Source organism: Marinomonas atlantica, assembly GCF_001639725.1.
Lineage (GTDB): Bacteria > Pseudomonadota > Gammaproteobacteria > Pseudomonadales > Marinomonadaceae > Marinomonas > Marinomonas atlantica.
The window spans coordinates 19,820-46,199 of the sequence record NZ_LTAW01000014.1 but is presented as its reverse complement, the minus strand read 5'-3'; the positions used below and the strand labels follow the sequence as shown (position 1 = coordinate 46,199).

The 26,380-nt window shown below is 43.8% G+C and carries 28 protein-coding genes and 2 pseudogenes; 19 read left to right on the top strand and 11 right to left on the bottom strand.

Annotated elements, in window-relative coordinates; all coding sequences use genetic code 11:
• Window positions 1-35: 35 nt before the first annotated feature.
• On the bottom strand, window positions 36-1,181 hold the full coding sequence (locus AYW75_RS17570) for an ABC transporter substrate-binding protein (RefSeq protein WP_067102324.1): 1,146 nt from the start codon (window positions 1,179-1,181) through the stop codon (window positions 36-38).
• A 616-nt stretch (window positions 1,182-1,797) separates the two neighbouring features.
• On the opposite strand from AYW75_RS17570, the gene AYW75_RS17565 reads away from it, so the two are divergent.
• The 10 genes from AYW75_RS17565 (at window position 1,798) to AYW75_RS17520 (ending at window position 10,781) form a co-directional block, all read left to right on the top strand.
• Window positions 1,798-2,994, top strand: a complete 1,197-nt coding sequence (locus AYW75_RS17565) for an acyl-CoA dehydrogenase family protein (RefSeq protein WP_156490883.1) — start codon at window positions 1,798-1,800, stop codon at window positions 2,992-2,994.
• Window positions 2,995-3,053: 59 nt separating this feature from the next.
• Window positions 3,054-3,416 (top strand): IacB protein, encoded by a 363-nt coding sequence (locus AYW75_RS17560; RefSeq protein WP_067102321.1) that lies wholly within the window; start codon window positions 3,054-3,056, stop codon window positions 3,414-3,416.
• Between the two features lie 29 nt (window positions 3,417-3,445).
• Window positions 3,446-3,964: a nuclear transport factor 2 family protein gene (locus AYW75_RS17555; RefSeq protein ID WP_067102318.1), complete on the top strand. Its 519-nt coding sequence runs from the start codon at window positions 3,446-3,448 to the stop codon at window positions 3,962-3,964.
• 52 nt (window positions 3,965-4,016) lie between these two features.
• Window positions 4,017-5,306: an aromatic ring-hydroxylating oxygenase subunit alpha gene (locus AYW75_RS17550; RefSeq protein ID WP_067102315.1), complete on the top strand. Its 1,290-nt coding sequence runs from the start codon at window positions 4,017-4,019 to the stop codon at window positions 5,304-5,306.
• Between the two features lies 1 nt (window position 5,307).
• The gene (locus AYW75_RS17545) at window positions 5,308-5,790 is read left to right on the top strand and encodes an aromatic-ring-hydroxylating dioxygenase subunit beta (protein WP_067102311.1); all 483 of its coding nucleotides are present in this window, start codon (window positions 5,308-5,310) and stop codon (window positions 5,788-5,790) included.
• 33 nt (window positions 5,791-5,823) lie between these two features.
• Window positions 5,824-6,579, top strand: coding sequence for an SDR family NAD(P)-dependent oxidoreductase (locus AYW75_RS17540; RefSeq protein ID WP_067102308.1), 756 nt, complete (start codon window positions 5,824-5,826; stop codon window positions 6,577-6,579).
• An 81-nt stretch (window positions 6,580-6,660) separates the two neighbouring features.
• The gene (locus AYW75_RS17535; protein WP_067102306.1) at window positions 6,661-7,614 is read left to right on the top strand and encodes a PDR/VanB family oxidoreductase; all 954 of its coding nucleotides are present in this window, start codon (window positions 6,661-6,663) and stop codon (window positions 7,612-7,614) included.
• Window positions 7,615-7,642: 28 nt separating this feature from the next.
• Window positions 7,643-8,146, top strand: coding sequence for a flavin reductase (locus AYW75_RS17530; RefSeq protein ID WP_067102303.1), 504 nt, complete (start codon window positions 7,643-7,645; stop codon window positions 8,144-8,146).
• 293 nt (window positions 8,147-8,439) lie between these two features.
• Window positions 8,440-9,729, top strand: a complete 1,290-nt coding sequence (locus AYW75_RS17525; protein WP_067102300.1) for an amidase — start codon at window positions 8,440-8,442, stop codon at window positions 9,727-9,729.
• Window positions 9,730-10,037: 308 nt separating this feature from the next.
• On the top strand, window positions 10,038-10,781 hold the full coding sequence (locus AYW75_RS17520) for a helix-turn-helix domain-containing protein (RefSeq protein WP_156490882.1): 744 nt from the start codon (window positions 10,038-10,040) through the stop codon (window positions 10,779-10,781).
• Between the two features lie 44 nt (window positions 10,782-10,825).
• On the opposite strand, the gene AYW75_RS17515 is transcribed toward AYW75_RS17520, so the two are convergent.
• Genes AYW75_RS17515 through AYW75_RS17495 form a run of 5 tightly spaced genes read right to left on the bottom strand, consistent with a single transcriptional unit; the run spans window position 10,826 to window position 14,718 of the window.
• A complete protein-coding gene (locus AYW75_RS17515; RefSeq protein WP_067102295.1) occupies window positions 10,826-11,053 on the bottom strand; it encodes an aldehyde dehydrogenase family protein in 228 nt (75 codons plus the stop codon).
• 45 nt (window positions 11,054-11,098) lie between these two features.
• A complete protein-coding gene (locus AYW75_RS17510; protein ID WP_067102292.1) occupies window positions 11,099-11,860 on the bottom strand; it encodes an alpha/beta fold hydrolase in 762 nt (253 codons plus the stop codon).
• On the bottom strand, window positions 11,860-13,071 hold the full coding sequence (pcaF, locus tag AYW75_RS17505; RefSeq protein WP_067102290.1) for a 3-oxoadipyl-CoA thiolase: 1,212 nt from the start codon (window positions 13,069-13,071) through the stop codon (window positions 11,860-11,862). Before pcaF ends, AYW75_RS17510 begins: the two co-directional genes overlap by 1 nt.
• A complete protein-coding gene (locus tag AYW75_RS17500; protein WP_067102287.1) occupies window positions 13,068-13,901 on the bottom strand; it encodes a CoA-transferase subunit beta in 834 nt (277 codons plus the stop codon). The genes pcaF and AYW75_RS17500 overlap by 4 nt, the downstream gene beginning before the upstream one ends.
• 1 nt (window position 13,902) lies before the next feature.
• A complete protein-coding gene (locus AYW75_RS17495; RefSeq protein ID WP_067102284.1) occupies window positions 13,903-14,718 on the bottom strand; it encodes a CoA transferase subunit A in 816 nt (271 codons plus the stop codon).
• A 177-nt stretch (window positions 14,719-14,895) separates the two neighbouring features.
• On the opposite strand from AYW75_RS17495, the gene AYW75_RS17490 reads away from it, so the two are divergent.
• Window positions 14,896-15,696 (top strand): IclR family transcriptional regulator domain-containing protein, encoded by an 801-nt coding sequence (locus AYW75_RS17490; RefSeq protein WP_231886241.1) that lies wholly within the window; start codon window positions 14,896-14,898, stop codon window positions 15,694-15,696.
• A gap of 19 nt (window positions 15,697-15,715) precedes the next feature.
• Here the strand turns inward: AYW75_RS17490 and AYW75_RS17485 are convergent, their stop codons facing one another.
• A complete protein-coding gene (locus tag AYW75_RS17485; RefSeq protein ID WP_067102279.1) occupies window positions 15,716-16,618 on the bottom strand; it encodes a LysR family transcriptional regulator in 903 nt (300 codons plus the stop codon).
• A gap of 187 nt (window positions 16,619-16,805) precedes the next feature.
• Here AYW75_RS17485 and AYW75_RS17480 point away from each other — a divergent pair, with 187 nt between their 5' ends.
• Window positions 16,806-17,087, top strand: coding sequence for a hypothetical protein (locus AYW75_RS17480; RefSeq protein WP_067102276.1), 282 nt, complete (start codon window positions 16,806-16,808; stop codon window positions 17,085-17,087).
• A gap of 65 nt (window positions 17,088-17,152) precedes the next feature.
• Here AYW75_RS17480 and AYW75_RS17475 read toward each other — a convergent pair whose 3' ends face one another.
• Entirely contained in the window at window positions 17,153-18,118 is a 966-nt protein-coding gene (locus AYW75_RS17475; RefSeq protein ID WP_067102257.1) for an IS5 family transposase, read from the bottom strand.
• Between the two features lie 71 nt (window positions 18,119-18,189).
• Between AYW75_RS17475 and AYW75_RS19250 the strand changes: the two are divergent.
• Window positions 18,190-18,381, top strand: a pseudogene (locus AYW75_RS19250) (glutathione binding-like protein); the annotation flags it as partial.
• A 55-nt stretch (window positions 18,382-18,436) separates the two neighbouring features.
• Here AYW75_RS19250 and AYW75_RS17465 read toward each other — a convergent pair.
• The gene (locus tag AYW75_RS17465) at window positions 18,437-19,348 is read right to left on the bottom strand and encodes a LysR family transcriptional regulator (RefSeq protein WP_067102271.1); all 912 of its coding nucleotides are present in this window, start codon (window positions 19,346-19,348) and stop codon (window positions 18,437-18,439) included.
• Window positions 19,349-19,454: 106 nt separating this feature from the next.
• Between AYW75_RS17465 and AYW75_RS17460 the strand changes: the two genes are divergently transcribed.
• The 5 genes from AYW75_RS17460 to AYW75_RS17440 all read left to right on the top strand — a co-directional run bounded on the left by AYW75_RS17460 (window position 19,455) and on the right by AYW75_RS17440 (window position 23,421).
• Entirely contained in the window at window positions 19,455-20,093 is a 639-nt protein-coding gene (locus AYW75_RS17460) for a DsbA family protein (RefSeq protein WP_067102268.1), read from the top strand.
• Window positions 20,094-20,128: 35 nt separating this feature from the next.
• Entirely contained in the window at window positions 20,129-20,758 is a 630-nt protein-coding gene (locus tag AYW75_RS17455) for an NAD(P)-dependent oxidoreductase (RefSeq protein WP_067102265.1), read from the top strand.
• A gap of 21 nt (window positions 20,759-20,779) precedes the next feature.
• Window positions 20,780-21,385 carry a glutathione S-transferase family protein gene (locus tag AYW75_RS17450; RefSeq protein ID WP_067102263.1) on the top strand — a complete coding sequence of 202 codons (606 nt, stop codon included), beginning with the start codon at window positions 20,780-20,782 and terminating at the stop codon, window positions 21,383-21,385.
• A gap of 25 nt (window positions 21,386-21,410) precedes the next feature.
• Window positions 21,411-23,105, top strand: a complete 1,695-nt coding sequence (locus AYW75_RS17445; protein ID WP_067102260.1) for an FAD-binding oxidoreductase — start codon at window positions 21,411-21,413, stop codon at window positions 23,103-23,105.
• A gap of 121 nt (window positions 23,106-23,226) precedes the next feature.
• Complete coding sequence (locus tag AYW75_RS17440) at window positions 23,227-23,421, top strand: helix-turn-helix transcriptional regulator (RefSeq protein ID WP_000127614.1); 195 nt, start codon at window positions 23,227-23,229, stop codon at window positions 23,419-23,421.
• A gap of 11 nt (window positions 23,422-23,432) precedes the next feature.
• On the opposite strand, the gene AYW75_RS17435 is transcribed toward AYW75_RS17440, so the two are convergent.
• Complete coding sequence (locus AYW75_RS17435) at window positions 23,433-24,173, bottom strand: tyrosine-type recombinase/integrase (protein ID WP_082856584.1); 741 nt, start codon at window positions 24,171-24,173, stop codon at window positions 23,433-23,435.
• 132 nt (window positions 24,174-24,305) lie between these two features.
• Window positions 24,306-25,271, bottom strand: a complete 966-nt coding sequence (locus AYW75_RS17430; RefSeq protein WP_067102257.1) for an IS5 family transposase — start codon at window positions 25,269-25,271, stop codon at window positions 24,306-24,308.
• Window positions 25,272-25,342: 71 nt separating this feature from the next.
• Here AYW75_RS17430 and AYW75_RS17425 point away from each other — a divergent pair.
• Window positions 25,343-26,122, top strand: a pseudogene (locus tag AYW75_RS17425) (DctP family TRAP transporter solute-binding subunit); the annotation flags it as partial.
• Window positions 26,123-26,380 lie beyond the last annotated feature (258 nt).

Genomic DNA, 26,380 nt, shown 5'->3' with positions numbered 1-26,380 from the left:
GTGTAGTGGATGCCCACCTCCTTATGGGGCAGGTATTATTTTAAGAGTGTCCATTTGCCATCTTTGACGGTGATTAAAACGCGGCCGCGTTCATCAAAGCCGCTATGGTCTTCTGGGGTCATGTTATAAACGCCTTGTGTCGCCGGCATTTCTTTTGTGTTTTCAAGTGCATCACGAAGTGCGCTACGAAACTCCGCTGAACCAGGTTTACCTGACCTAAGTGCTTTTGGAATGGCGTTCTCAAGAAGCAGACCAGCATCTAAAACATTGCCACCAAACGTAGCGGGTATTTCACCATGAAGGGCTTTGTAATCGGTGATGTATTTGGTGGCGATGTCTTTAGAGTCACTGCTTGGAACTTCGTCTAACACCAGCATAGAGCTTGCAGCCAGAATGGTACCTTCGACAGCTTTTCCACCTAGACGAAGGAAGGGATCGAGTGCTGCGCCATGAGTCTGATAGATTTTTCCACCGTACCCTTGATCTTTAAGAGTGGTTTGAGGCATGACTGATGAGCTGCCAGGAGCGGCAATTAAAACAGCATCAGGGTTGGCCAGTAGAACTTTTAAGCTCTGACCTGTTACCGAGGTGTCTTGGCGCTGGAATTTCTCGTTTGCAACAATTTCAATGCCTGCATCTTGAGTTAGGTCTTCCATAACCTTGGACCAGTTTTCGCCATAAGGATCCGCCGTGCCAATAAGACCAATGCTTTTAACCCCCGTTGCTTTCATATAGTCGACTAATGCATCAGCAATGAGGTCGTCATTCTGTGTAGTTTTAAATACCCATTTCTTCTGCTCTGTCATAGGTAGAACAACTGCAGCGGTCCCTACAGGTGCCAGCATTGGTGTGCCTGACTCGGCAACGAACTGAATAACCCCCATCGCATTGCCAGACCCGCTGGGACCTATGATGGCATCCACTTTTTCTTCATCAATTAGTTTCTTGAATGCTTTGACTGTAGCGGTTGGATCACTGCCATCATCCAAAGTGATGTAAGAGATTTTCTCACCGCCGACAGACGTTGGGAGCAATGGAACGGTATTTTTCTGAGGAATGCCTACTAGCGCTATGGGGCCAGTGCTGGAGCTTACAACACCAATTTTTATGTCGGCATGAGCCATAGGAGTGAGCAGAATAGAGCTTAAAAATAAAGTAGAAATTACTTTTTTAGGTGTCATAAGAGTTTCCTTTTGTCATCAAAACTGGTTGTTTTTGAGTGCTTATAGCCCTCTAAAGCTTCATTACGTCACGCTTCAATGGGCATTTATTATGTTTTTAATATTCATCGAATAGGTGCACATTTTTTCATTGATTGAATTCAGCGTGCCATTGTTTTTTGTAAAAAACAACATAAAAAAAACAACAAAAACACTTTTTTAAAAATATAAAAAACTCTTAAAAGTAGATTTTTAAATATTTTACAACGACCAGATTCATAAGAAAAAATAGTTTTTTTTGTTTAAAATCAAAAATATATGGCTTTTTTGGGTGGATTATTACCCTTCGTCTTGATTTTATAAAATTATGAGTATCTTTCTTTTGTTGATCTTTAAATTGAAAAATTAGTTGACAAGTAAAGTAATTAGTACGACCTTATTAACATTCTTTATACGTTTATTTGATGTTTTTGAATGATGCAAAACGGGGCGTTTAAAGGCTGGTTAGTGTGGTTTGATGAAGTAAAGGAAGTTTTTTAGTTTTTTATTAATGCAGTAAAAATAACAAGAATTTTCAATCAAATATTGCACTCGCCCTGTAGAGCCTGTAACCAAGTCTGCATTTGAGGAGCTAAATATGAGTCTGAATAGCATAGAAACGCTTAACAATAAGAACACCTCAGGATCTGTGTTTGATGTGTTAGGAACTGAAGAGTTTAAGAAAGTAATGGATGACATTAGAACACGTGCTCGTGATCACGAGTTCGATGAACAACAGTTCATTAGCCAAGATGTTATTGAACAGTTTCGACGTTTAGGTATTTATCGCGCCTTGGTGTCTAAGAAATTTGGTGGTGACGAAATTACTCCAGCTCAATTTTGTGAAGTTGTTGAAGAAATTTCCAAGGCTGACGGTTCTGCAGGTTGGGTAGCGAGCTTTGGTATTGGTGCCATATACCTATCCGGACTCCCTGTGGCCACTTTAGAGAAAATTTATTCAGAATCCCCCGATGTTGTTTTCGCAGGGGGGATTTTCCCGCCTCAACCTGCAGAGCTTCGTGCAGGAAATTACGATGTGAAAGGTCGGTGGAGCTGGTCTAGTGGCTCCAAAGGCGCTGATATGATTGGTGTGGGTATCTTACCTAAAGACGGTGAGGGCGAGACCATCGGTGCACCTCGCATGGCTGTAATGCCTTCAGGTAAATTAAAAATAGAACATAACTGGGATGTGACTGGGATGGCCGGTACTGGTAGTCACGACTTGGTTGTAAACAACGTTGATGTACCTGAAGACTGGACTTGTATTCGTGGCGGTGCTTCTACCGTTGAAGGTCCTTTATTCCGTTATCCTTCGCTTTCTTTAGCAACTCAAGTGTTGGCAGTCGTTAGTTTGGGTATTGCACGAGCAGCATTGGACGAACTTAAAGCTATGGCGGCTGGTCGTGCCTCGGTAACTGGCGCACCAAACATCGGCGAGCGTCCTCTAACTCAAGCCGAAGTGGCAAAAGCCGATGCTGATCTTCGTGCTGCTCGTTGCTTCTTTTATGAGTCAATCAATGATGCTTGGCAGACCTTAGAAAAGAACGAAGCCTTATCTGTAGAGCAAATCAATTTATTACGTCTTTCTTCGACGCATGCTTCTCGTGTGGGTGCTGATGTTGCACGTAAAGTGCAAATGGTATCCGGTATGACGGGCGTATATAAAGCCAGCCCATTGTCACGCTTTGTTAACGATGCGCAAGTCGTTACTCAGCATGCGTTTATGGGAGATATTACTTGGCAAAATGCCGGAGCCATTTTCTTCGGACAAAAACCGTTACCAGGTTACTTATAAGATTAAACCTAAATCTATCTGTAATTAGACAAAATTATTGACTATTGGAGAAATGAACGATGAGCGAAAAAAAACCATTACGCGTTATGTTTTGCATGGGTATCAACCAGAACTTCATGGACGCAGCACGCGAAGAGCAACTAGATGTTTGGGCGGCATTCGGTGAAATGTGGAACGGCATTCACGATATGGATGGTGTTCAAGTGATTGGCAATATGGATGACGATCAAAGCATGGTGGGTCCTTCTGATGGCTACCCTTGGACTACTTACCTTCTAGCGGATGTTAAAGACTACGACACGGTAGTTGCCTGCTGCAACTTGCTACGTACGACAGCGGTTGGCGACACGCCATACAAACTTTGGCGTTACGTGAAAATCGAATCTCGTATCGGTCGTGAACTAATTGTACAGCGCGCCTAAGGCCTAACGATAAATTTAAGGGTACAAGTATGAAGAACACGAATGAGCTAGAAGCGATATTGGCACGAATTGACGCTTTGGAAAGCGACCGCGCGATTCGTGCTTGTATCAATCGTTATATGGACTTATGTGATCACCTCAATCCATCAACGCCATTGGATGAATTGGGTGATTTGTTCACCAAAGACGCTAAGTGGGAGGGTAAAGGTGCCCGCTATGCGAAGAGCTTTGGTGGATTTGAAGGTCGTGATGCCATCGTCGCTATGTTATCCAAATACACCGTTGAGCCCGCGCATTTTTCTTTAAATGTGCACTACCTGTCATCTGAAGTCATTCAAGTGGATGGCGACAAGGCTTTTGGTAGTTGGAACATGATTCAAGTGTCGAGTTTTAGTGCCGGTGGATCTCACTTGAACAGTGCACGTTTGAGCGTGTCGTTTCGCCGTGATGACGGCATTTGGCGAATGGCACACTTTCAAACTGAAAATCTGTTCAGTCGTCCTGTATCAGATTGGAATGATGACGCCACATTGCCTGTCCCTAAATAAGCTGACATAAGAGCAATAGGGTCGATTTCAAAAGTTTAGAGAGAGAAAGAAGATGAGTGAATTAATTGAATTAAAAAATATCAGTCAAAAAGCGGCAGATATGGTTGAAGAGGGTCGTGTTCACAAAGCCTTATATTCAGACCCAGAAATCTTTGAAGAAGAACTTGATAAAGTTTTCCAGAACACTTGGATCTACATTGGTCACGAAAGCGAAGTGCCAGATGCCGGCAGCTTTAAAACAGCGTTCGTTGGTCGTCATCCTGTGATCTTGAGTCGTGACCGTAAAAAGAATCTACATGTCTTGTTGAACCGCTGTCGTCACCGTGGGGCAACGGTATGTGAAGGCCGTAAAGGTAAGACAAAAGCGTTTACTTGCCCATACCACGGCTGGGGTTACGGTCTAGACGGTAGTTTACGTGCCATTCCAAAAGCAGAAGAGTACGAGGGTGTCCTCGATAAAAACGATCTGCCATTGGATAGTTTGCGTCATGAGTCCTACCAAGGTTTGGTGTTTGCAACCTTTAAAGACGACATTGAGCCACTAGAAGATTTCTTAGGTGGCGCGAAAAAATGGATCGATCTGTTTGTTAAACAAGGTGGCGGTTATCCACTAAAAGTCTTAGGTGAGCATCGCTTCAACTTCCCAGGTAACTGGAAAATTCAGCTTGAAAATACAACGGATGCTTATCATTTTCCAATTATCCATAAGTCATTCATCAGCTCATTAGATGACGCTACGGCAGATATTTTCGATTTCCTTGATGGTGATGGTTTTGTTGAAGATTTGGGCCATGGTCACAGCGTTATGGTGATGATCCCTGACTTAGTGGATTTAGAAGACGACTTGGATCAGCCGATTCCTGAGCGTTTTGAAGATCTTGCCCAAGCCTTGCGTGATGAAGGTCAAGACGAAGAGCAAGTGAAACGTCTTGTTCGTGCCGCACACGGTACTGGCTTCAACTTGAACTTATTCCCTAATGTATCGTGTTCGATGGCGTTCTTCCGCGTATTGCGCCCAGTGAGTGCTGAGGTAACAGAAATTCAGCACGTCGCACTGGGTGGTGAAGGCGCTCCTGCATCCTTCAATCGTAAGCGTATGCGTCTACACGAGCATTTCCAAGGGCCTATGGGCTTCGGGACGCCTGATGATGGTGAAGCGTGGGAGCGTGTTCAGAAAGGATCTATGGCAGGTAAAGATGGCTGGATTCTTGTTAACCGTGGTATGGAAAATCTACATAAGTCACCAGATGGTAATGTCGCTGGTGCCGTGTGTTCTGAAACCGGCATGCGTGGAGCGTACCAAAAATACAAGCAAATGATGGCTGCCGAAGGGGAGAAATAAGATGACCATTAATACAGACCTGCTTAACAAGGCAACGGCATTTATTTGGCATGAAGCTGATTTATTGGATCACAAAGAGTATCAAGACTGGTTGTCTCTTTGGAGTAAGGACGGTTTATATATTGTACCGACTGACAATAATGAAACGGACTATGAAAACACCTTGAACCTAGCGCTAGATGACGCCGATATGCGCCGCATGCGTGTGGCTCGTTTGGAAAGTGGTGAATCGGTATCCGCTGGTTCTGTTAGTGGTACGGTTCGAATGATTTCCCGCCTGCGTATTTTGGAAGAAACAGCAGACTATATTGTTGTGCGCTGTGCGATGACATTGAATGAATTGCGTCACGGTAATCTTGTGTCATACCCAGCGGACTTGGAATATCGCTTGAAACCATCTGCTGACGGTTTTGTGATTGATCGTAAAGTGGTCAAGCTGATGCATGCTGACGGGTTCTTACGCACAGTAAGTTTCATCTTTTAACGGTCTTTCATGACTCAAAAAGAGGGCGAAAAAATGTCTCAATCTACACAATCAAACGTGGCACTGGTAACTGGTGCTGCGCAAGGGCTAGGGTTTCATATCGCATCGCGATTGTTTGCGGCAGGTTTTCGTGTGGTATTAACGGACGCTAATGGCGAAGCGGCGAAAGCCGCTGCGCTTTCCCTTGATTCCAAAGGGGAAAACGCCATTGCTTGCGAGTTGAATATCGCCAAGAAATCCGATTTTGAAGCGGCATTAAAGTTTGCAATAGCTGAATTTGGTGCTCTGCATGTGTTGGTCAATAACGCGGCAGTCACTAAAGCCACTCCGGTTATGGATATTTCCCTTGAAGAATTTAATGAAGTGGTAAATATCAATCTTGGTGGTGTATTTGTAGGCTGCCAAGTATTAGGTAAATACATGGCTGAACAAGGCTATGGCCGTATCATCAATATGTCGTCTTTGGCAGGCCAAAATGGAGGCACTTCTACCGGTGCTCATTACGCCGCTTCCAAAGGCGGTATCTTGACGGTAACCAAAGTCTTTGCCAAAGAGCTTGCGAGTAAAGGCGTGACGGTTAATGCCATCGCACCAGGTCCAATTGAATCGCCTATGGTTTCTGCATTGGTGCCAGAAGAGCGCTTACCTACTTTATTAGGGGCGATTCCTGTTGGCCAACTAGGTGATGCAGACTTTATAGGTGACATGGTTGTGCAATTCGCACGACCAGAAGCCTACTTCACCACGGGTACAACATGGGATGTTAATGGTGGTTTGTTTATGCGTTAAACAGTCCGACTGTTTGACGAGTTTTATTAGTTATATCTGAGAACCAGTGCCCGAATTAGGCTGGTTCGGGAGGAGAGTTGGATGTCTGAAACATTATTGAAAGTAGTTGTTCGTAAACGAGAAAACCACAACGACGGTGTGGTTGCTTTAGAGCTTGCGAGCCTCAATGGTGAGGCATTGCCAGCTTTTGAGGCCGGTGCACACATTGATGTGCATCTTGATGAAGATCTGATCCGTCAATATTCATTGTGTAATGATCCTGCCGACACCAGTGCGTATCGTTTGGGTATTCTAAAAGATCCTAACTCGCGCGGTGGATCAGTTGCTGCCCATCTTAATTTGCAAGAGGGTACTGAGTTATCCATTGGTGTCCCACGTAATCATTTTCCATTAGAGGCAAGTGCCAAGCGATCCATATTGATTGGGGGTGGCATTGGGATTACACCGATGATTGCGATGGCGTACTCCTTGAAGGCAGAAGACAAAGCCTTTGAGTTGCATTATTGCAGCAGATCACCTGAAACAAGCGGCTTCCTAGATGAATTAGCTTCATGCTCTTTCTCCGACAGCGTCAATTTACATTTTGACTCTAACGATCAGCGCTTGGATTTGGAAACCGTTCTAAAAGATGCAGATGCAGACACCCACTTATATGTTTGTGGGCCCAATGGTTTCATGGAGTGGGTGATCAGCACAGCAAAAAATCTCGGAATGGCAGATAAAAATGTTCATAAAGAGTTTTTTAACGTTGAAGTTGAAACGGGTGGCACAAGTTTCGAAGTCGTTGCCGAGCAGAGCGGTATAACAGTACAGGTCGGTGAAAATGAAAGTATTGCCGACGCACTGAAAGCAGCCGGAGTGAAAGTGAAGGTTTCTTGTGAACAGGGAACATGCGGCACTTGTCTATGCGATGTGATTGAAGGCACCCCTGAACACCGAGACGTTTACTTGACGGAAGAAGAGAAAGAAGACAACGATCAAATTACTTTGTGTTGTTCTCGCTCACAGACTCCGCGACTAGTCCTCGATATTTAACACCCCTTAACAAGGGTAGGAGAACACTATGATAGATATTAAAATTTTTCGCGATGGTATGTCCTTGCTTGGTGGCGCTGTGTCCGTGATCACGACCGATGGTGAAGCTGGACGTTTTGGTTTTACAGCTACGGCGGTAACCAGTGTGACTGATGAGCCGCCAACTTTGTTGGTGTGTATGAACCGAAATTCTTTCGCTAATCCGCATTTTAAAAAGAATGCTGTGTTGTGTGTAAACGTTTTACAAAGTCATCACCAAGGTGTTTCTTGGGATTTTGCTAACCGCGAATTAGACAGTGAACAGCGCTTTGCTAAACACGAATGGACAACATTAAAAACGGGCGCGCCTGCGTTGGATGAGGCACTAGTGAGTTTTGACTGTGAAATCCATGAAAGCCATGAAATTGGATCTCATACTGTATTTTATTGTCGTGTGAAAGATGCAAAAGTGGGTAAGGATGGTCAAGGTTTAGTGTATTTCAACCGAGCGTATCATTGCTTGAACGAAAAGTCTGTTGCTCAAACTAAGTAACCTTAATACATCCTACTGAGCAAGTCATAATACTCATCTGTTTAGGATCGAGATCCTCAAGAATCTTCCTTACGGGTCGGCCTTACCGAATTAAAAGGATTACTTTGGTCAGTGCCGAATTCGTGTTGTCTATGTTAAAAACGCAAACACACGTTTTCGGCAAAGTCCTAACTGCCTACTATGGTGTCCGACAGCGGTTGCTTAGCATGACTGAAATGTTTGAATTCTGACTTGTTCTTTTTTAACTAATTAGACGTCTTTACGTTTATAAAGCAGCCCTAGGCGGTTTATTTATGAAAAACAACATCGATCTGAATGAAATGGGCTTATGTCAAATGCTACGTGCATTGGAGGATGATGCTTGCACAACCGAAGCGCTTATTGAGGCGTGCTTTAATCGTATAGAGGCTCGAGAATCCGACGTAGGTGCATGGCAAGTAAACCGTACTCGTGAAGAGTATCTGGCCTACTATCAAGCCAACAAAGCAGTTTTTGATGCCAGTGTACTGAAAGGCTTACCGCTGGGTGTGAAAGATATTATCGATACTCAGGAAATGCTCACTGAAATGGGATCTCCGATCCATGTTGGTAGACAACCAGTTGAAGACGCAACCTGTGTTGCCTTAATTCGTGCGGCGGGTGGTATCGTATTAGGGAAAACTGTGACGACAGAATTCGCCTATTTTAAACCCGGTAAGACCAAAAACCCAGCCGACTTAGAGCGCACACCGGGTGGTTCATCCAGTGGATCTGCTGCTGCCATTGCTGACAATATGGTGCCTATGGCACTGGGATCTCAAACTGCGGCTTCAGTCATTCGCCCAGCGGCCTACTGTGGCGCGATTGGTTATGTGGGAAGTCGGGGAGAGTTCTCTTTACGCGGCGGTCAACCCTTAGCCCAATCGCTCGACTCACTCGGATTGTTCGCGCGCAACGTCGAGGATATTCAGCTTTTACGAGCCATACTGTTACGTCAATCCGTTTCCATAAAAGCAAACAAAGCTGTCTCGCCAAAATGCGTAATGGTCTGCCATGGTGAGTGTGTGGGTGAAACCTCAACTGCTATGAAAAAAGCGACAGAAAGTGCGATCGAACTGCTTAAGTCACAAGGCGTTCAAGTGATTGAACTAGACGCAGGCAATCGCATAAAAGACATGGTTAATCACCACATCAATATTATGGCTTGGGAAGTATGTCGTAACCTAGCGACAGAGTCTTTTGAGGAAGAGCAGCTTAGCGACCCTTTAGCGGCGTTGATGAAACAAGGCCTTACCATGGATCGTTCTACCTATATTAACTCCTTGCATGAGACACAAATGTGTCAAGAGTGGCTTTGGTCTTACGCACCCGAAGTCGAAGTTGTGTTGGCACCAGCGGCACCGGATATCGCTCCATTAGGTCATAGTGCTACAGGCGCACCACATATGAGTCGACCATGGCAAGCCATGGGGCTACCAGTGATTAACGTGCCTGGTATGAAAGACGAGAACGGCATTCCTCTTGGGTTGCAACTTATAGGTAAATACAGAGAAGATGACGCTTTGCTAAGCTACGCCAGTTGGTTTAAGGAATTGTTAAATTAAGTTAATGATCGGTAAAAAATGTGTGATGTACATCAATCTATGCTATTTATTTAATTAAGCTAATTTAATGTTCATCTATTAAGTTGGCTCGTGTTAAAGCGTCCTAGACCAAATTAATGCTTGTTCTGGGGCGCTAGCGTATTGTTTCAAAAGGAAGATTAGGAGAAACGCTCGGATAGCAGACAGAGTTCATTTTTTGTGTCAGGTAAATATGGCACAAAAATAGTAAAAAGGTTTCCATATGAGCCATCGTTCTATACCTATTCAATTTTGTTTTTATTCTGATTTTGAAGATTATCAAGAGTGTATTGTTAACTATAAAAACATATCAGTTTTATGCGTCATCTGATCATAATAAAGTGATTGCGGATGGATGTGCGGATATTCAGTTTTGTTGTGATAAAGAGAATGTGTCGTCTACCGTTTGGGGTTCCGTCCTAGCTCCCCAATCTATAGAATTTAATAAGGGTAGAACCTATTTTGGAATTAGACTTTCGACCTCAGTAAGTCGAAGATTGACCTTCTTACGTTATGCCGAACTTATTAATAAAGGTGTTTCTTTATCTGGAGTTAATAATTTCGGTAGTGAATTATCTGAGAAAATAACGCATGCTATCAGTTTCAAAGAGCGTATCTTATTGACTCAAAAGTGGTTGCTTGATTTGGGTTTTTTTGAACCCAAAAAAATGGATTTTATTGATTATAGTATCAATAAAATTTTGGAAGATAGGGGAAGTTTGAAAGTCTCCGATTTATCTGATTACATTGGTTCAAGTGAGCGTTTAATTAGAGATAAATTTACTAATTCAGTTGGTATGTCACCCAAGCAATTTTGTAGAGTAGTTCGGTTCCAAAGTGTAATTGAGTTTATTGTTTTTAATAGAAGTAAAGAATCTTTTTCTCTAAGCGATTTAACATTTTCTTCTTATTATGATGAATCTCACTTATCTAAAGAAGTGAAATATTTTACTGGTTTGACACCCAAGCAATTTATAAAAGAAACATCAAATATCGTTATTAAGCGAAATGCAATCTCAACGACCCAATATTAAAATTATAAAGGTCACCTAAATTTATTAGGTGACTGTGCCAAGCATTACGACAATATACATTGGATATTAGTGTAGGCTAATAAACCTTCCTCACCAAATTCAACCCCTAGTCCTGATGACTTTACACCACCAAACGGTGAATTAGGTTGAACCGCACCATGTTTGTTGATCCAAACGCTTCCGCATTCCATTTTTGAGGCAACATCATTTGCTTTATTCATATCATTTGTCCAGACAGAGCCACCAAGTCCTGCCTCATTGTCATTCGCCATAGCGATGGCCTGGTAATCCCCCCAGGCCAACTAACCACTAACTCGTTAATGAATGTTAAGCAGAGCTAAAAGTTCATCAGGTGACTCTACAGATGGCACATGTCCAACTTGATTGATGATTTTTAGCTCGTTAATACGCATTAACGAAGCAAGTTTTTGCATTAATTCTGGTGTGGTTGCGACATCTTTTTCACCACAAATTAATGTAACGGGTAACGAGTTTGATCCTAACTCATCTGTAAGATCCATATTGCCAAGCCATTCACAGAGTGCACCATAGCTATAATTATCTACTTGAGCTAATTGCTTCTGCCAAAAGTCTGCCAAGTCAGGCTTTGTTTGAATGCTATGTTCGCTAAACCAGCGTACTACTAAGGTCGCTGCCATTTTCTCCAACCCTTGAGCCATGACATCTTTCTGGCGAGTTAGCCATGCTTCTTTGCTGCCAATTTTCGCTCCAGTATTGGTTAAGGTTGCACTGATCAAACGCTCTGGGTATTGAGTAACCAACTGTTGGCCAATCATCCCGCCAATGGACGTTCCAACATAGTGAAATTTTTCAATTCCTAGTTCATCGCATTTTTCGATCAACGGTTTGACCAATGCATTGATTGTCAATGGAGAAGCGCTTGGTTCAAGGGGGTCACTGAGTCCGTGTCCGGGGAGGTCCCAGCGAATCACTAGATAATGCTTCAATAGCGCGGGCATAATCTCATCCCAAACTCGGCTGTTCATGCCAAGTGGATGGCCAAGTACCATAACAGGTTTGCTGTTATCACCTTCAAAGGTAAAAAATAACTTCTGCATTAAATGTCACTCCGTTCGATCAGCATGGCAATGCCTTGGCCAACGCCAATACACATGGTGCACAGGGCATAGCGTCCCCCCGTGCGTTTTAATTGCATCGCGGCAGATTGTAATAAGCGAGCCCCCGACATACCTAGTGGATGTCCAAGGGCGATTGCGCCACCATTTGGATTAATGCGTTCGTCATCAGCTGAAAGACCTAACTCTTGCATGCAGGCTAACCCTTGTACCGCAAAGGCTTCATTTAATTCGATAACATCCATATCGGCAAGTGAAAGACCAGTACGCTTTAATAATTTTTGTACCGCAGGGACTGGTCCAATCCCCATTACGGTTGGCTCAACACCAGCAGTTGCCATGCCAATGATTTTTGCTAAGGGTTCTAGTTTATGACTTTTAACGGCGTCTTCATTAGCAATCAACATTGCGGCCGCACCATCATTTATTCCAGATGCATTACCTGCTGTCACAGAGCCATTCTTACGAAAAGGCGCTTTCAGTTTTGCTAAGTCTTCCAAGGTGGTATTGGGTCGCAGATGCTCATCTTGATCGACCACAATAAGATTGCCACGTTTAGGTTGGATCTTGATTGGCGTGATTTCTTCTGCAAAACGACCTTCTTCTTGCGCCGCTTTGGCTTTTTGCTGAGAGCGCAGTGCGAATTGATCTTGTTGCTCGCGCGTTATGTTGTAGCGTTCCGCAATGTTTTCCGCAGTTTCTGGCATGGTTTCAGTGCCATACAAACCTTTCAGGACAGGGTTAATGAAGCGCCAACCCATGGTGGTGTCTTCAAGTGTTTGTTGTCTGTCGAATGCTGCGTTGGGTTTTCCCATCACAAATGGCGCACGCGACATGGACTCAACACCACCCGCAAGCATTAAGTCAGCTTCGCCCGCTTGAATGGCACGAAATGCAGCGCCAACAGCGTCCATTCCGGACCCACATAAGCGGTTTATCGTCGTCGCAGAGACGCTGTAAGGCATACCGGATAATAGGGTCGCCATGCGTGCTACGTTTCGATTATCTTCACCAGATTGATTGGCACAACCAAAAATAGCGTCATCAATGGCTGCTGGGTCTAGGTCCGGTACGTCTTTAAGCACGGCTTGAATGACTTGAGCCAGCATGTCGTCTGGACGAACTGCTGCCAAGGAGCCTGCATAGCGACCTACGGCAGAACGTTTAGGGTGACAAATGTATACAGAACTCATTTTTCCTCCTGCGCACTGTGTGCTTTTTCAGTTCGTGCTTTCAACTCACGTAATATCGAAAGCTCTTTTTCGCTTGGCGTAGGTGTGTCTTCAAGGGCATCGGCAAATTTGATGTCCCATCCCGTTGCTTCAATGACGTCTTCTTTTGTTGTACCAGGGTGAAGACTGGTGACAATCAGTTCTTTGGATTCTGGATCGGGTTTCAAAATACATAAATCCGTAATCACCACACTAGGGCCCCGACCAATGGTTGGTCGATTATCACGACCTTTACCATCACGACCAAAACCAATGGTAGTGATAAAATCTACGTCTTTCACAAATGTGCGTTTTGAATGTTTAACGGTGATAAAGACTTCTTTCGCATTGGTAGAGATCTCAGGAGCGCCACCACCACCTGGTAAGCGCACTTTTGGGTTAGCATAACTGTGTGCGCCGCTTTTTCCATCTTCAGGGTGATTGGCTGCGATGACGGTCGTATTTAAGTTTGCAAAACGGTCAATTTGTGCCGTTCCTAAAAAGCCAACATCAATGTGTCCACCTTGTAGCCAATAACGAAACATTTCGGGTACCGAAACGGTGTTTAGGGCAGACTCACACAGTTCACCGTCACCAATTGACAGCGGCAACACTTCGGGTTTGGTTTGCAATGTGCCAGATTCGTAGATCAAAGTGACGTCTGGTGCATGAGTCAAACGTGCTACGTTGGCCGCCTCGCTTGGTAAGCCAATACCCACAAAACAGGTCATGTCGTTTCTTAATGCACGTGCCGCTGTGATGGTCATCATTTCAGCAGAAGTATATTGGACTGAATCGTTACGTGTTGTCATATTAAGCTTCTCCTTTACCAAACACATGAGTTTCCAACCATTGGTTGAAACTGTCTCTATCTCGACTGATGTTGTCCCATTGTTTGTAGTAGTTGTTGTCTCGATCGTAATAGCCCAGTGTATAAGACGGTTTCGCACCTTCTGGCACAACCGCAATCGCATCCACAGTCCAAGCTGGTAACACACAAGCGTTTGGTGTGACCTCTAGGTCATCAACAATCTCTTCCACGGTAACGATGCTGTTTTTAGCTGACAGAACCACTTCTTTCTGAACACCAACAATCCCTTCGATCAGTACATTGCCTGCTCGGTCTGCTTTTTGGGCATGAATAATGCCTACATCAGGCTTGATGGCAGGGATAGCGGCTAATTGCTCGCCAGTAAATGGGCATGTAATGGAAGCAATTTCTTTGTTGACCAGAGGTAACTCACTGCCTACATAACCGCGGAAAACTGCTAATGGCAAGCCCGCTGCACCTGCTTCATAAGCATTGGCCATAGCTGCATGGCTGTGTTCAACCGTTTCTAACTTACAAGGGTAATCATGTTCAATTGCATCGCGCACGCGGTGTAAAGAGCCGACACCTGGATTACCACCCCAAGAGAAGGTCAGTTTGCGTACACAACCGGCACCTACTAATTGGTCATAAATCAAATCAGGCGTCATACGAATCAGAGACAGATCACGCTTCTTCTGACGGATGATTTCATGTCCAGCAGCGAAAGGTATGAGGTGTGTGAAACCTTCAAGAGCAATAGTGTCACCATCTTTTATATAGGCCGCGACAGCGTCTTTTAGTGTCATAAACTTTGTCATAATGTATCCTGTTCGTTATACGAATATAAGTTTGCATTGCGAACAAGATAAATCAATCCAAGTTTATTGGTCAAGATAAAATTGAAATTTTGTCTTGACTTAAACAAAAAATATTATGAAAGGGTGCTTTCCCTCTGGTAGGCGCGTACCGAATCATAAATAATGGCGGGGTTATTAATGGCAATGAGAAAACAGGGTATGAGTGAGGAAAAGCTGTCACCAGATCATCGTGATTATGTGTGTGCATTGGCTTCAGGTTTGGATGTCATTATGTCATTTGATCCGCAGCATAAAGATATGACGCTGTCGGAAGTGGCTGAGCAAACTGGCATGGATAGAGCCAAAGCCCGTCGTTTTCTATTAACCCTGCATGCGCTTGGATACATTAAACGAGAAGGGCGCAAGTTCATGTTGACGCCTAAAGTGTTGTCACTAAGTTATGCGTACAATGTCAGTAACGACCATCTCAATGTGGTAGAGCATTATTTACATGACATCACGGCACGACTTGGAGAGTCTTCGTCGCTTGCTGTACTTGATAATCAAGACATCATGTATGTTGTTCGTTCACCCGCCGCCCATCGTTTAATGTCCATCACTTTAAGCGCAGGTACTCGACTGCCAGCAGCCTATACTTCTATGGGGCGCATGTTGGTTGCCAAGTTACCGGATAAAGAAAAAGATGAATGGCTTAAAAGTGTGACACTGAATCCTTATACTCAGCATAGTATTGTTGACAAGTTGGCTTTTGAGGGTGAACTGAAACAGGTCGCTGAGCAGAATTATTGTGTGGTAGATCAAGAATTAGATCTTGGCTTACGGTCGTTAGCTGTGCCGGCTTTCACGTATGATGGGACCTTGCTGGGTGCAATCAACCTGAGTACTAATGCGTCACGTGTCAGTCATCAAACTTTGATTGACGAGTGTTTGCCAGTCCTGCAAGACGCCGCGGAACAGATTCGACTGCACACGAAATAGTTCATAATGTGACATGAGGCTAATCGTTAATTTGACGCTGCTGAACTAAATCTTTAAGGATCTTAACAGCCAGCTCAGTAATGGCGTCCATTGGCTCTTTTCGACGGCTGAAAATCACTGGGCAGGTGATGGACTTGTCTTGCAAGGGCATGAAGACCACATCATCCCGTCCAAAATGGCGAACTTGTTCGGATACTAACGTAAATCCCATTTCGGATGCCACCAACCCAAGCGCCGTTTGTAGATCATTGACTTGTTGTGTCACTTTGGTGGTGAGCCCACGACCAGTAAATAGAGACGTGCAGATATCAGCAAAGGTTGGGGTTGCAGCCTTGCTTGCGGGGTACAGAATCATCGGCATTTTCGCCAAATCTTCTAGCGTCGGTTCGCCTTGCTCAAGGAGTGGGTGACCAACATGCAAGGCAACCAATAAGGGTTCCTGAAACAAAATAGCTTGTTCAACTTGTTCATCAGGGATCATTAAACGTCCAAAACCAATGTCGATTTTCCCCGTTTTCAACGCTTCTATTTGTTCACCGGTCTTTAAATCGTGCAGCAAAATATTCGCGTTAGTCTGTTGGCGCAAATCCCTAACCAGAGAAGGTAACTGGCCGTAAAACACGGATGGCACAAAGCCAATACTGAAAACGGCCTTTTGTTCTTCTGCGATACGGCAAGTATTTTCAACGACCATGTCAGCTTTCGCCAACATTTGTTTGGCTTGTTGCCAGAAGTATTCCCCTGCAGGCGTCAGTGTTAGTCCTCGTGAGTGACGATGAAATAATTGCGCTCCCACATCCTCTTCTAATTGCTTAATCTGGCGCGTTAGAGGGGGCTGAGCAATAAACAGCTTTTCTGCTGCGCGAGTGAGATTTTTCTCTTCTGCCACCGCACAGAAATAGCGTAAATGTCTAAACTCCATCATACCTCCAAGGTATTGCTAGCAACTTATTTGATATTGGTTCTCTGTAAATACTGGGTCTAAGGTTGATTCACTTACCCGTAAGAAATGTACGCCAATTAATAAGCAACTCTGGATTTAGAGAGTAAAACTTATTTGTATATTTCGAGTCTCCGCAATTAATAACTATAACAATAGGCGCCCTGTCATGGAAAAAAAATCTTTTAGCTTAACCGCTTTAGCCCTTTCTACAGCTCTAATAAGCAGCCTTGTTCATGCAAATGAATGTGATCCAGGTGAACAAGTTGTTAAATTTAGCCATGTTACAGGGGGGACAACACATCCTAAAGTTGTATTGGTTAATGAATTTGCTGCCAACGTTAATCGAGAAAAGAATGGTAGGTTATGCGTTCAGGTATATCCTAAGGAACCTGTGATTAAGTCCTGTCTATTTAGCAGTATCTATTATCAAAGCCTTTCGGCCGCTTAACCGCTATTATTTGTTTGTTTTTTGACCACCTGCACGCCTTTTTCAGGCTTGCAGACGGATCTATCTTACGCTCGAAGCATCTGATCCACGCGAGCAATATTCGCCAGAGCAAACAACATAGCCAGCTTACAGTCGTTCTTCATCAAACCTCGGTAACGTGCTTTGGTAAAACCAAACTGGCACTTGATGATGCGGAACGGATGTTCAACCTTGGCACGAATACTGGCCTTCATGTATTCGATATTGATAGCCATTTTATTAATCCTCGGATGCTTCTTCAGCGTCCTTACCTTTCCAGGCTGCTCTGCAATGTGCCAATCAACGGCTACATCTTTTAACTCTTCTCGCTTTTCTGCTCCGCGGTAGCCCGCATCCGCGAAGACAAAATCTTCGTCACCGTGCAATAAATGCTTTGCCTGATTTAGATCGTGTTCATTGGCCGCAGTTGTTGTAAACGTGTGTGTCAGACCCGTTTGAGCATCGACACCGATATGGGCTTTCAAGCCAAAGTGCCATTGATTGCCTTTTTTTGCTTGATGCATCTCGGGGTCACGCTCACCCGCTTTGTTTTTGGTTGAACTGGGCGCTTCGATGATTGTGGCGTCCATCAGCGTACCCTCTTTGATTAGTACTCCTGCTTCAGTCAGCCAGTTGCTGACTTCAGAAAAGACCTTTCTGGCCAAGCCATGACGCTCCAGAAGGTGATGAAACTTTAGAATGGTAGAGTGATCGGGAATCGGCTTGTCCAGTGATAGACCTGCAAACAGGCGCATAGATGCAATTTCGTAAAGAGCATCCTCCATTGCTGGATCGCTCATACTGTACCACTGCTGCATACAATGAATAAGTAGCATCGTTGTCAGTGGATATGGGCGGCGGCCGTTACCTGCCTTAGGGTAATGAGGCTCGATCACCGACTCCTGCCTCTGCCAAGGAATCAGCAACTCCATACGCCCTAGAAAGATTTCTTTTCGGGTTTGGCGACGCTTAGAACAGTATTCACTGTCGGCGAAGGTAAGCTGATGATCCATCGAATATTCCTCATATCATGAAGGTGAGGATTATCTCATGCTAGGGACTTAATCACGGGTTCCCTAACAATGAATACTTGGCAGGCGACAAAATTTCTATTGCTGATTTTGCTACTGCGCCATGGGTGATCTGTTTAACGGATTATTATCTAGCGACAGAGCGACTTGAACTGTCAAAATTTCAACATGTAAATAAGTGGGTCAAAGTGCTGCGAAGCCGTCCAGCGTTTGAAAAGGGGCTTAGTGTATGTGCCTTTAACTAAGGTTGAGGTATAGGATATGAGAGCAAATAAATGTATTTGCTCTCAGCGATAATGACTAAGAGATAAACTTCTTTTCCAGTTCGCTAATGAATAGTTTAACCGCTTGGCTTCGTAAGGTACTGGGTGGACTCACGATATAAATTCCTCCTTCTCGCAACTGCCAATGAGGCAAAAGCAGCACCAAAGTACCTGCGTCTAAATCTTGTTGAATGGCAAAATCGGGCAAAATGCCAAAGTAATGCCCCTCTAGTAATGCTTGTCGAAGTGCTGAAGTCACGTTAAATGTTAAATTTGAATGAAGCTGCACTTCCGTTCTTTGTATTGGGTTATTGGTTTTATTTTTTTGCGTAAATATACGAGCGGAGTGATCAATACCATAATACGCAGCAAAGGGAAGTTGTTTAAGGTCACTAGGGCTCTCAGGATGCCACTCAGTTACTTTATTAGGGGCGCACACTAATACTTCTTTAAAGGTTCCAAGTTTTCTTGCGCGGTTAGAGGAATCACTTAGCCAGCCAATTCGAAAAGATAGGTCGAAGCCTTGACTGACAATGTCGACAATATCATCGCTCAAGCTCAATTCAATCTGAATTTTTGGGTACTTTTGGCAAAAATTAGCCACAAACGCCGATAACTGCGCCACACCAAAATCAATAGGTGAGGTTATGCGGATTGTGCCTGTAGGTTCTTGGCTTATTTGAGCTAAGCCTTCGTAGGCAAGCTGTGCATAATTTAGTACGTCCTTACTCTGTAAATAAAACACTTCCCCCGCTTTTGTTGTATGCATATGCCTCGTATTACGCACAATAAGATTAACACCAGCTTCCTCTTCAAGAAGCTGTAACTGCTTACTCACCACCGCTTTGCTCAGACCTAAACGCTGAGCCGCTGCGGTAATGGTTTTTTCTTCGACTATTGCGACAAAGTAAGCCAAGCGATTGAGGTTGTACTTAAGGTGATTGTTCATTGTAAATAAAAAGCTGACAGTGTTTATGTAAAGTCAGTATATTACAAACAGTCTCGTAGGCGTATAGTTTTTACATCAACTAGGGCGATTTATATAGAGACGTAATATGAGCAAAAACAATTTTATCATCATCTACGACACCTATTGTGGTTGGTGTTACGGCGCTGCCCCAATTTTTGATGCCTTGTTGGAAAGCGGTGCAAATGTAGAAGTGTTACATCGTCATCTTTTTCAAGGAGACAATGCACCTCAAATGAAAGATGGGAAAGGGGATTATATCATTCGTATGGATGCCCGAATTGCTGAGCTCACAGGACAGAATTTCAGTGAGATATATACGCAGAATGTTATTAGATCGAAAGTCGAAGTTTTAGACTCTAGCTATTCAGCGCTCGCCGCTGCGCTTGTGCATGATCAAGGTGCAGAAAAAGAATTTTCTCTTCGTCGTAGGTTAGAGAAATTGCGTTTTGTTGAAGGGACGTCCGCACAAGATAAGCAAGCTGTAATTAATGCTCTTGTTGATGAAGGTGTTGATTACGACCAAGCCGTACAGCTTGACCACCTTTCAAATACTAAAAAAGCTCAGAGCATTTCTCAGCGCGCTATCGAGCTAATGAGTCTTGTTGGTTCTGCTGGCGTACCAACGATACTGCAAGTTAAGGGTGAAAAGATTGAACAGGTAGATCACAGCGCGTTTTATGGTAGTCCAGAACTAGTTTTAAGCCTCTTAGAAACAAGTGCTTAAACGTATTTATAGATTTTATTAACTAGGAGTTACATATGAACATTCTTTTAATTGGTGCAACAGGCATGATAGGTAGCCGAATTTTGAACGAAGCGGTAGAACGAGGCCATACGATTACAGCGTTAAGCCGTAATATTGAAAATGTACCTGCTCTTGCAAATGTAAACATAGTAAAAGGCGATGTTTACGATGTTGAGTTTATATCCGAACATGCAGCGCAAGCCGATGTTATTGTATCAGCACTAAGTCCACGCAATACCGATGACGGTGTAGCTGAAGCCGAAGCCTTCACGCAAGCACTTATCGCAATTCAGCAGAAGTCTAACAAACGCTTGCTGACTGTTGGAGGCGGTAGTTCATTACAAATGCCAAATGGACAAAGTGCACTGGAATTAACACCAGAAAGCATTTTGCCGGAGGCTACCGGAATGCGGAAAGGTTTTGCTCTGATGACCCTTGCAGACATTGATTTTACTGTATTAGCACCAGGTGGAATGATAGCACCAGGTGAAAGAACAGGAACGTTTCGCATTGCTGGTAGAACCATGCTAACTAATCCTCAAGGCGGCAAAAGCAATATCAGCGCAGAAGATTTTGCTATCGCAATGCTAGATGAAATAGAAACCCCAGCGCACTTTAGAACAATTTTTAATGTTGCTTACTGAATCAACTAAGGAGTAATACCAATGATTACACTATACGGTCACCCTATTTCAGGTAACAGCCACCGTGTCGCTAACTTTTTAAATATTCTGGGGTTGGAATATTCAGACAAGGTTGTTGATCTTTCCAAAGGCGAGCATAAAGCCCCAGAATACTTAGCGAAAAACCCTTTAGGTCAGGTTCCAACCTTTACACATGATGATATAACTCTGCGCGATTCAACAGCGATTCTTATTTATCTTGCACGAACGTTCGATAAATCTAATAGCTGGTATCCACAAGAGGCATTGGTTCAAGCACAAATTCAGCAATGGTTGTCTGTTGCTGTGCACGAAATAATGAATGGGCCATTCGTCTTACGGGCAATTCAATTATTCGGCATGCCAGCCGACGAGGCTGCAGCAAGGGAAAAAACCGAAAAATTATTTAATGATTTGTTTGAACCCCATTTATCTGGCAACAATTGGCTAGTAGGTGAGCATGCGACCATTGCTGATATTGCTTGTTACAGTTATATCGCGCGAGTGACTGAAGGGAATTTTAGCCTTGATGCTTACCCTTCAATTCAAAAATGGCTTCGCGCTGTAGAGGCCATTGATGGCTTCAAGGCAATGATGCACGCCAATTAAACAATAGTGAAATGAGGAGAGTACTATGTCGGTTTCAACTTACCATCCTGGTGAACTAAGCGCACAAGACAAAGCGGGAACCAAAGGTGTCGCCGCTGAACTTGCGGCGGGTAAGCGTAGTGCTCTCAGTTTTGCTTCTGGCCATGATGCATTTTTAGCAGCCCAGTCATTTGCAGCGCTCGCCAGTGTTGATTTGAAAAGTGAGTCTGTATGGGTGACCCCGCTGTTTGGCAAACCTGGTGATTTAACCGCGATCTCAGAAAAGGAAATGGCTATCTCTAGCGATTGCATTCCAAACTTAGACATCCTTAACTTCATAGAGGCAGGTACACCATTGTCACTGCTAGGTATAGATCTAAACCGAAGAATTAGACACCGAATTAATGGGCATTCAGTGGCCTCGGAAGTTGGGGGAACTTCTGGCTTGAATCTACAAGTAGATGAATACAGCCCTAATTGTCCTAAATACATTAATCGTAGGGAAATTATCTATGATGCAAACAACGCTCATCCAATAAATAAAAATGCGATTCGAGAAGAACGTACAAAGTTAAGCGAAGATGACCAAAACTTTATTCAGTCTATGGACACCTTATGGATAGGTAGCTACGCACCAGGCGTAGGTACTGACTGCAATCATAGAGGAGGTAAGCCAGGCTTTATCCGTGTTGTTTCTCCATCCACAATTGAGTGGCCAGAGTATAGAGGCAATGGCATGTTCTTTACGTCCGGTAATTTGGAATCCCATGATAGGGCGGGTGTTACTTTGGTTGATTTTGACACTGGCAGCATGATTCAAATGACTGGCAGAGCAACGGTTGATTGGGAGCATGATGGCAGCTATGAAGGGGCTTCAAGAAAAATAGTTTTTCATATTACAAGTTTGATTCGAACCAACAATGTAACTAGTCACCGTTGGAAACGTTTAGATTATTCGCCTTACAATCCTACGGTGTCAGGTACAGAAAGCGTCGACCTTGAAAGTGAATACCCACAAGTGGCAACCTTGGCTAAAATCGTTAACGAAACTGAAAGTGTTAAGACTTTTCGTTTTGTCGTGCCTCGACGTATTGCTTTTTTACCCGGACAATACGCCACATTTGAGTTTGCAGATATCTCTGGTGGGGCTGCTTCTGAAATTCGTACTTGGACCTTGTCTGAAACGCCTAATAGTATCAATGGTGATAATACCTTAGATATTTCAGTAAAACGTGTGCCAAACGGCTTAGTTACTAATTGGCTTCATGACCATGCGGAAGTGGGTTTGGAAGTCAAATTAAATGGTGTTCAAGGTGAAATGACCGCAATCCAATTAGACGAACTGACCCAAAAGCCAGTGGTACCTGATAATCTCCTTCTATTAAGTGCGGGTATTGGCATTACCCCCAGTTTGTCTATGGTACGAGGCATTGGTGCTTTTTCTCTACAAGATCAGACTAAAATAACCATGATTCATGTTGAAAGGTTTGAAGAAGAAATTCTCTGTCATCAAGAATTAGTACGTCGTTCAAGAAACTACCCAAACTTTAGCTACACTAATATTATTAGTAGTAATCAAGGCCGATTGACAAAAGAGCATTTACAAACTCTGGTGCCTAATGCTGAACTTCAGTATGCGTATATATGTGGCCCAACCTTGTTTATGAGAGATATGACAGAATATTTGGTATCAATAGGAGTTCCTGCTGGACAGATTCATATTGAGAGTTTCGAGTTTTAGCCTATTAATTACAGTGTCCTCATACATGCTGATCTTCTGAACAAATCATGCATCTTTCTGATCATCAACAAGTGATGAATCAGGCGATGATAGCTTTACATTGATTTTCAGGAGAATGTAGATGACAGCAGTAGCGCACCAGGTAACCCCTTTTCTAACATCTTACGAAGTTATGGCTCGTTACCACATTAGCTATACGACGCTCTGGCGAAGAATAAAAGATGGCAGCTTGCCGCAACCTCGTATCAACCGAAATACACGAAACAAGCTGTGGCACATTGAAGACTTGGAAGAGTATGAGAAGAAAGAGGACTGAGCCTCTTTCTTTTACTGTCCGAAACGCCAGTTGAATGGAAAGCCTGTCGGCTCGATGATGGTCTCTAGCTGTTGATACCAAACGTCGTAAGTATGACGCATTTCATCCAGGTACTGATATTGGTTGTAGATAGCATCCAACCCTTTTTTGCTGTGGCCAATCATCAACTCGGCAACTTCTTGCGTCGTGATGGCCGACATTCGTGTTCGCATCGTTCTGCGAAGATCATGCATAGACCAATGTTCCATCTCAATACCAAGCGACCTGCGAGCCCAGATTTTCACATTGTTAGGAATAGTGGTATCAAAGCCATTTGTGGCAAGTTCTTCTTGTCCGTTAGCAGGAAACAAGTAAGTTGATTTACTCATCTGCATCGCCAGTTCAATCAGCTCGATAGCTGGTTTGATTAATGGCCGCATGATCGGCGCTCCTATTTTCTCACCTTGTTTGCGGATCTCTATGGGCACTGTCCACATTGCAGATTGCAAGTCAAAGTGATGCTTTTCAGCTTGAATGAGTTCGCCCTTGCGACCGCCCAATAGCAGAAGCAATTTTATGTAGATGCGGTTCTTCTCAGTGATTTTTGACTCGTGCAAATAGCGCCAAAGTATCCTGATCTCGTTATCGTTTAGCACCCTAGTTCGTTTACCTTTCTTACCGCCAACCTTTTTTGCTGTGATCCCAGCGGCAGCGTTAATTTCCAAAATTTGTTCATCAATCAGCCAGTCATAAAACTTATGCAGCACAGACACTAGGGAACCTGTGATTAAGTCCTGTCTATTTCGCAGTATCTATTATCAAAGCCTTTCGGCCGCTTAACCGCTATTATTTGTTTGTTTTTTGACCACCTGCACGCCTTTTTCAGGCTTGCAGACGGATCTATCTTACGCTCGAAGCATCTGATCCACGCGAGCAATATTCGCCAGAGCAAACAACATAGCCAGCTTACAGTCGTTCTTCATCAAACCTCGGTAACGTGCTTTGGTAAAACCAAACTGGCACTTGATGATGCGGAACGGATGTTCAACCTTGGCACGAATACTGGCCTTCATGTATTCGATATTGATAGCCATTTTATTAATCCTCGGATGCTTCTTCAGCGTCCTTACCTTTCCAGGCTGCTCTGCAATGTGCCAATCAACGGCTACATCTTTTAACTCTTCTCGCTTTTCTGCTCCGCGGTAGCCCGCATCCGCGAAGACAAAATCTTCGTCACCGTGCAATAAATGCTTTGCCTGATTTAGATCGTGTTCATTGGCCGCAGTTGTTGTAAACGTGTGTGTCAGACCCGTTTGAGCATCGACACCGATATGGGCTTTCAAGCCAAAGTGCCATTGATTGCCTTTTTTTGCTTGATGCATCTCGGGGTCACGCTCACCCGCTTTGTTTTTGGTTGAACTGGGCGCTTCGATGATTGTGGCGTCCATCAGCGTACCCTCTTTGATTAGTACTCCTGCTTCAGTCAGCCAGTTGCTGACTTCAGAAAAGACCTTTCTGGCCAAGCCATGACGCTCCAGAAGGTGATGAAACTTTAGAATGGTAGAGTGATCGGGAATCGGCTTGTCCAGTGATAGACCTGCAAACAGGCGCATAGATGCAATTTCGTAAAGAGCATCCTCCATTGCTGGATCGCTCATACTGTACCACTGCTGCATACAATGAATAAGTAGCATCGTTGTCAGTGGATATGGGCGGCGGCCGTTACCTGCCTTAGGGTAATGAGGCTCGATCACCGACTCCTGCCTCTGCCAAGGAATCAGCAACTCCATACGCCCTAGAAAGATTTCTTTTCGGGTTTGGCGACGCTTAGAACAGTATTCACTGTCGGCGAAGGTAAGCTGATGATCCATCGAATATTCCTCAAATCATGAAGGTGAGGATTATCTCATGCTAGGGACTTAATCACAGGTTCCCTAACTCGACTTTATTTGGGGACTCAAAAGAGCTCGAAGCTCTACTGCTAGGTGATGTTCAATTGCTAGCACCGTCTCTTGCTAAATTTGGCGCATACACAGACAAATATGCAGTCTTTGATTTACCTTTCTTGTTTAAAGATCTTGATTAGATTATCCGTTTTACTAAAACGCCAGATGCTAAAGATTTACTTAACGTGATGGAAGAATCGGCAGGCTTTGTGGGGTTAGGATATTGGATGTCAGGTATGAAATATTTTTCTGCCAATAAACCCTTGATTGTTCCAAGCGACGCCGAAGGGTTAAAAATACGTGTTCAGTCATCAACCATTGCCAAAGAAATGATCAGAGCGATGGGGGCTTCGCCTCAAGTTATGGCTTTCTCTGAAGTCTATGGTGCCTTACAAACAGGTGTAGTCGATGGGCAAGAAAATACGTGGTCGAATATCTACACCAAGAAATTCTATGAAGTGCAAGACAGTATTACTGAAACCAATCATCAGGTGTTAGCGTATTTGTTTGTCACGTCGAATGACTTTTTAAACAGCTTGTCAGATGAAGACCGAAAGCAATTTTTAGCACTGGCTGAAAGAGCCAACCAATCGGCTAACAAGTTAGTGAAAGAGAAGGATGCTGCGAATCGCGAAAACATTCTTGATGCTGGAGGCAAAATTAATATATTAACACCTGAACAGCGCGCTGAATGGGTGAATACTATGTCTCCAATATGGGACGAGTTTGAACCTTCAATCGGTAAAAGTCTTATTGAAACGGCTGCTGGGGCCTAGTTTTGAAGATAAAGAGTGCCTTGCTAAGAGGCACTTTCTTTTTTGTATAAGGACTAGACACCCTAAGCTGTTTCAACAGGCTTACTCATTAAATGCTTAAATAACCTGCGATATTCCACTTTAACGTCTTTTCTTAATATCCTCTGCCACGCTACAGCAGGATGTAATTTAACCATCAGGGTTTAACCGAAACCAATGATGCTCAGTCTTAGAGTAAGTGGTTTTTCAAACGGTGAGTGTTTCAAGCGTACCTAATCA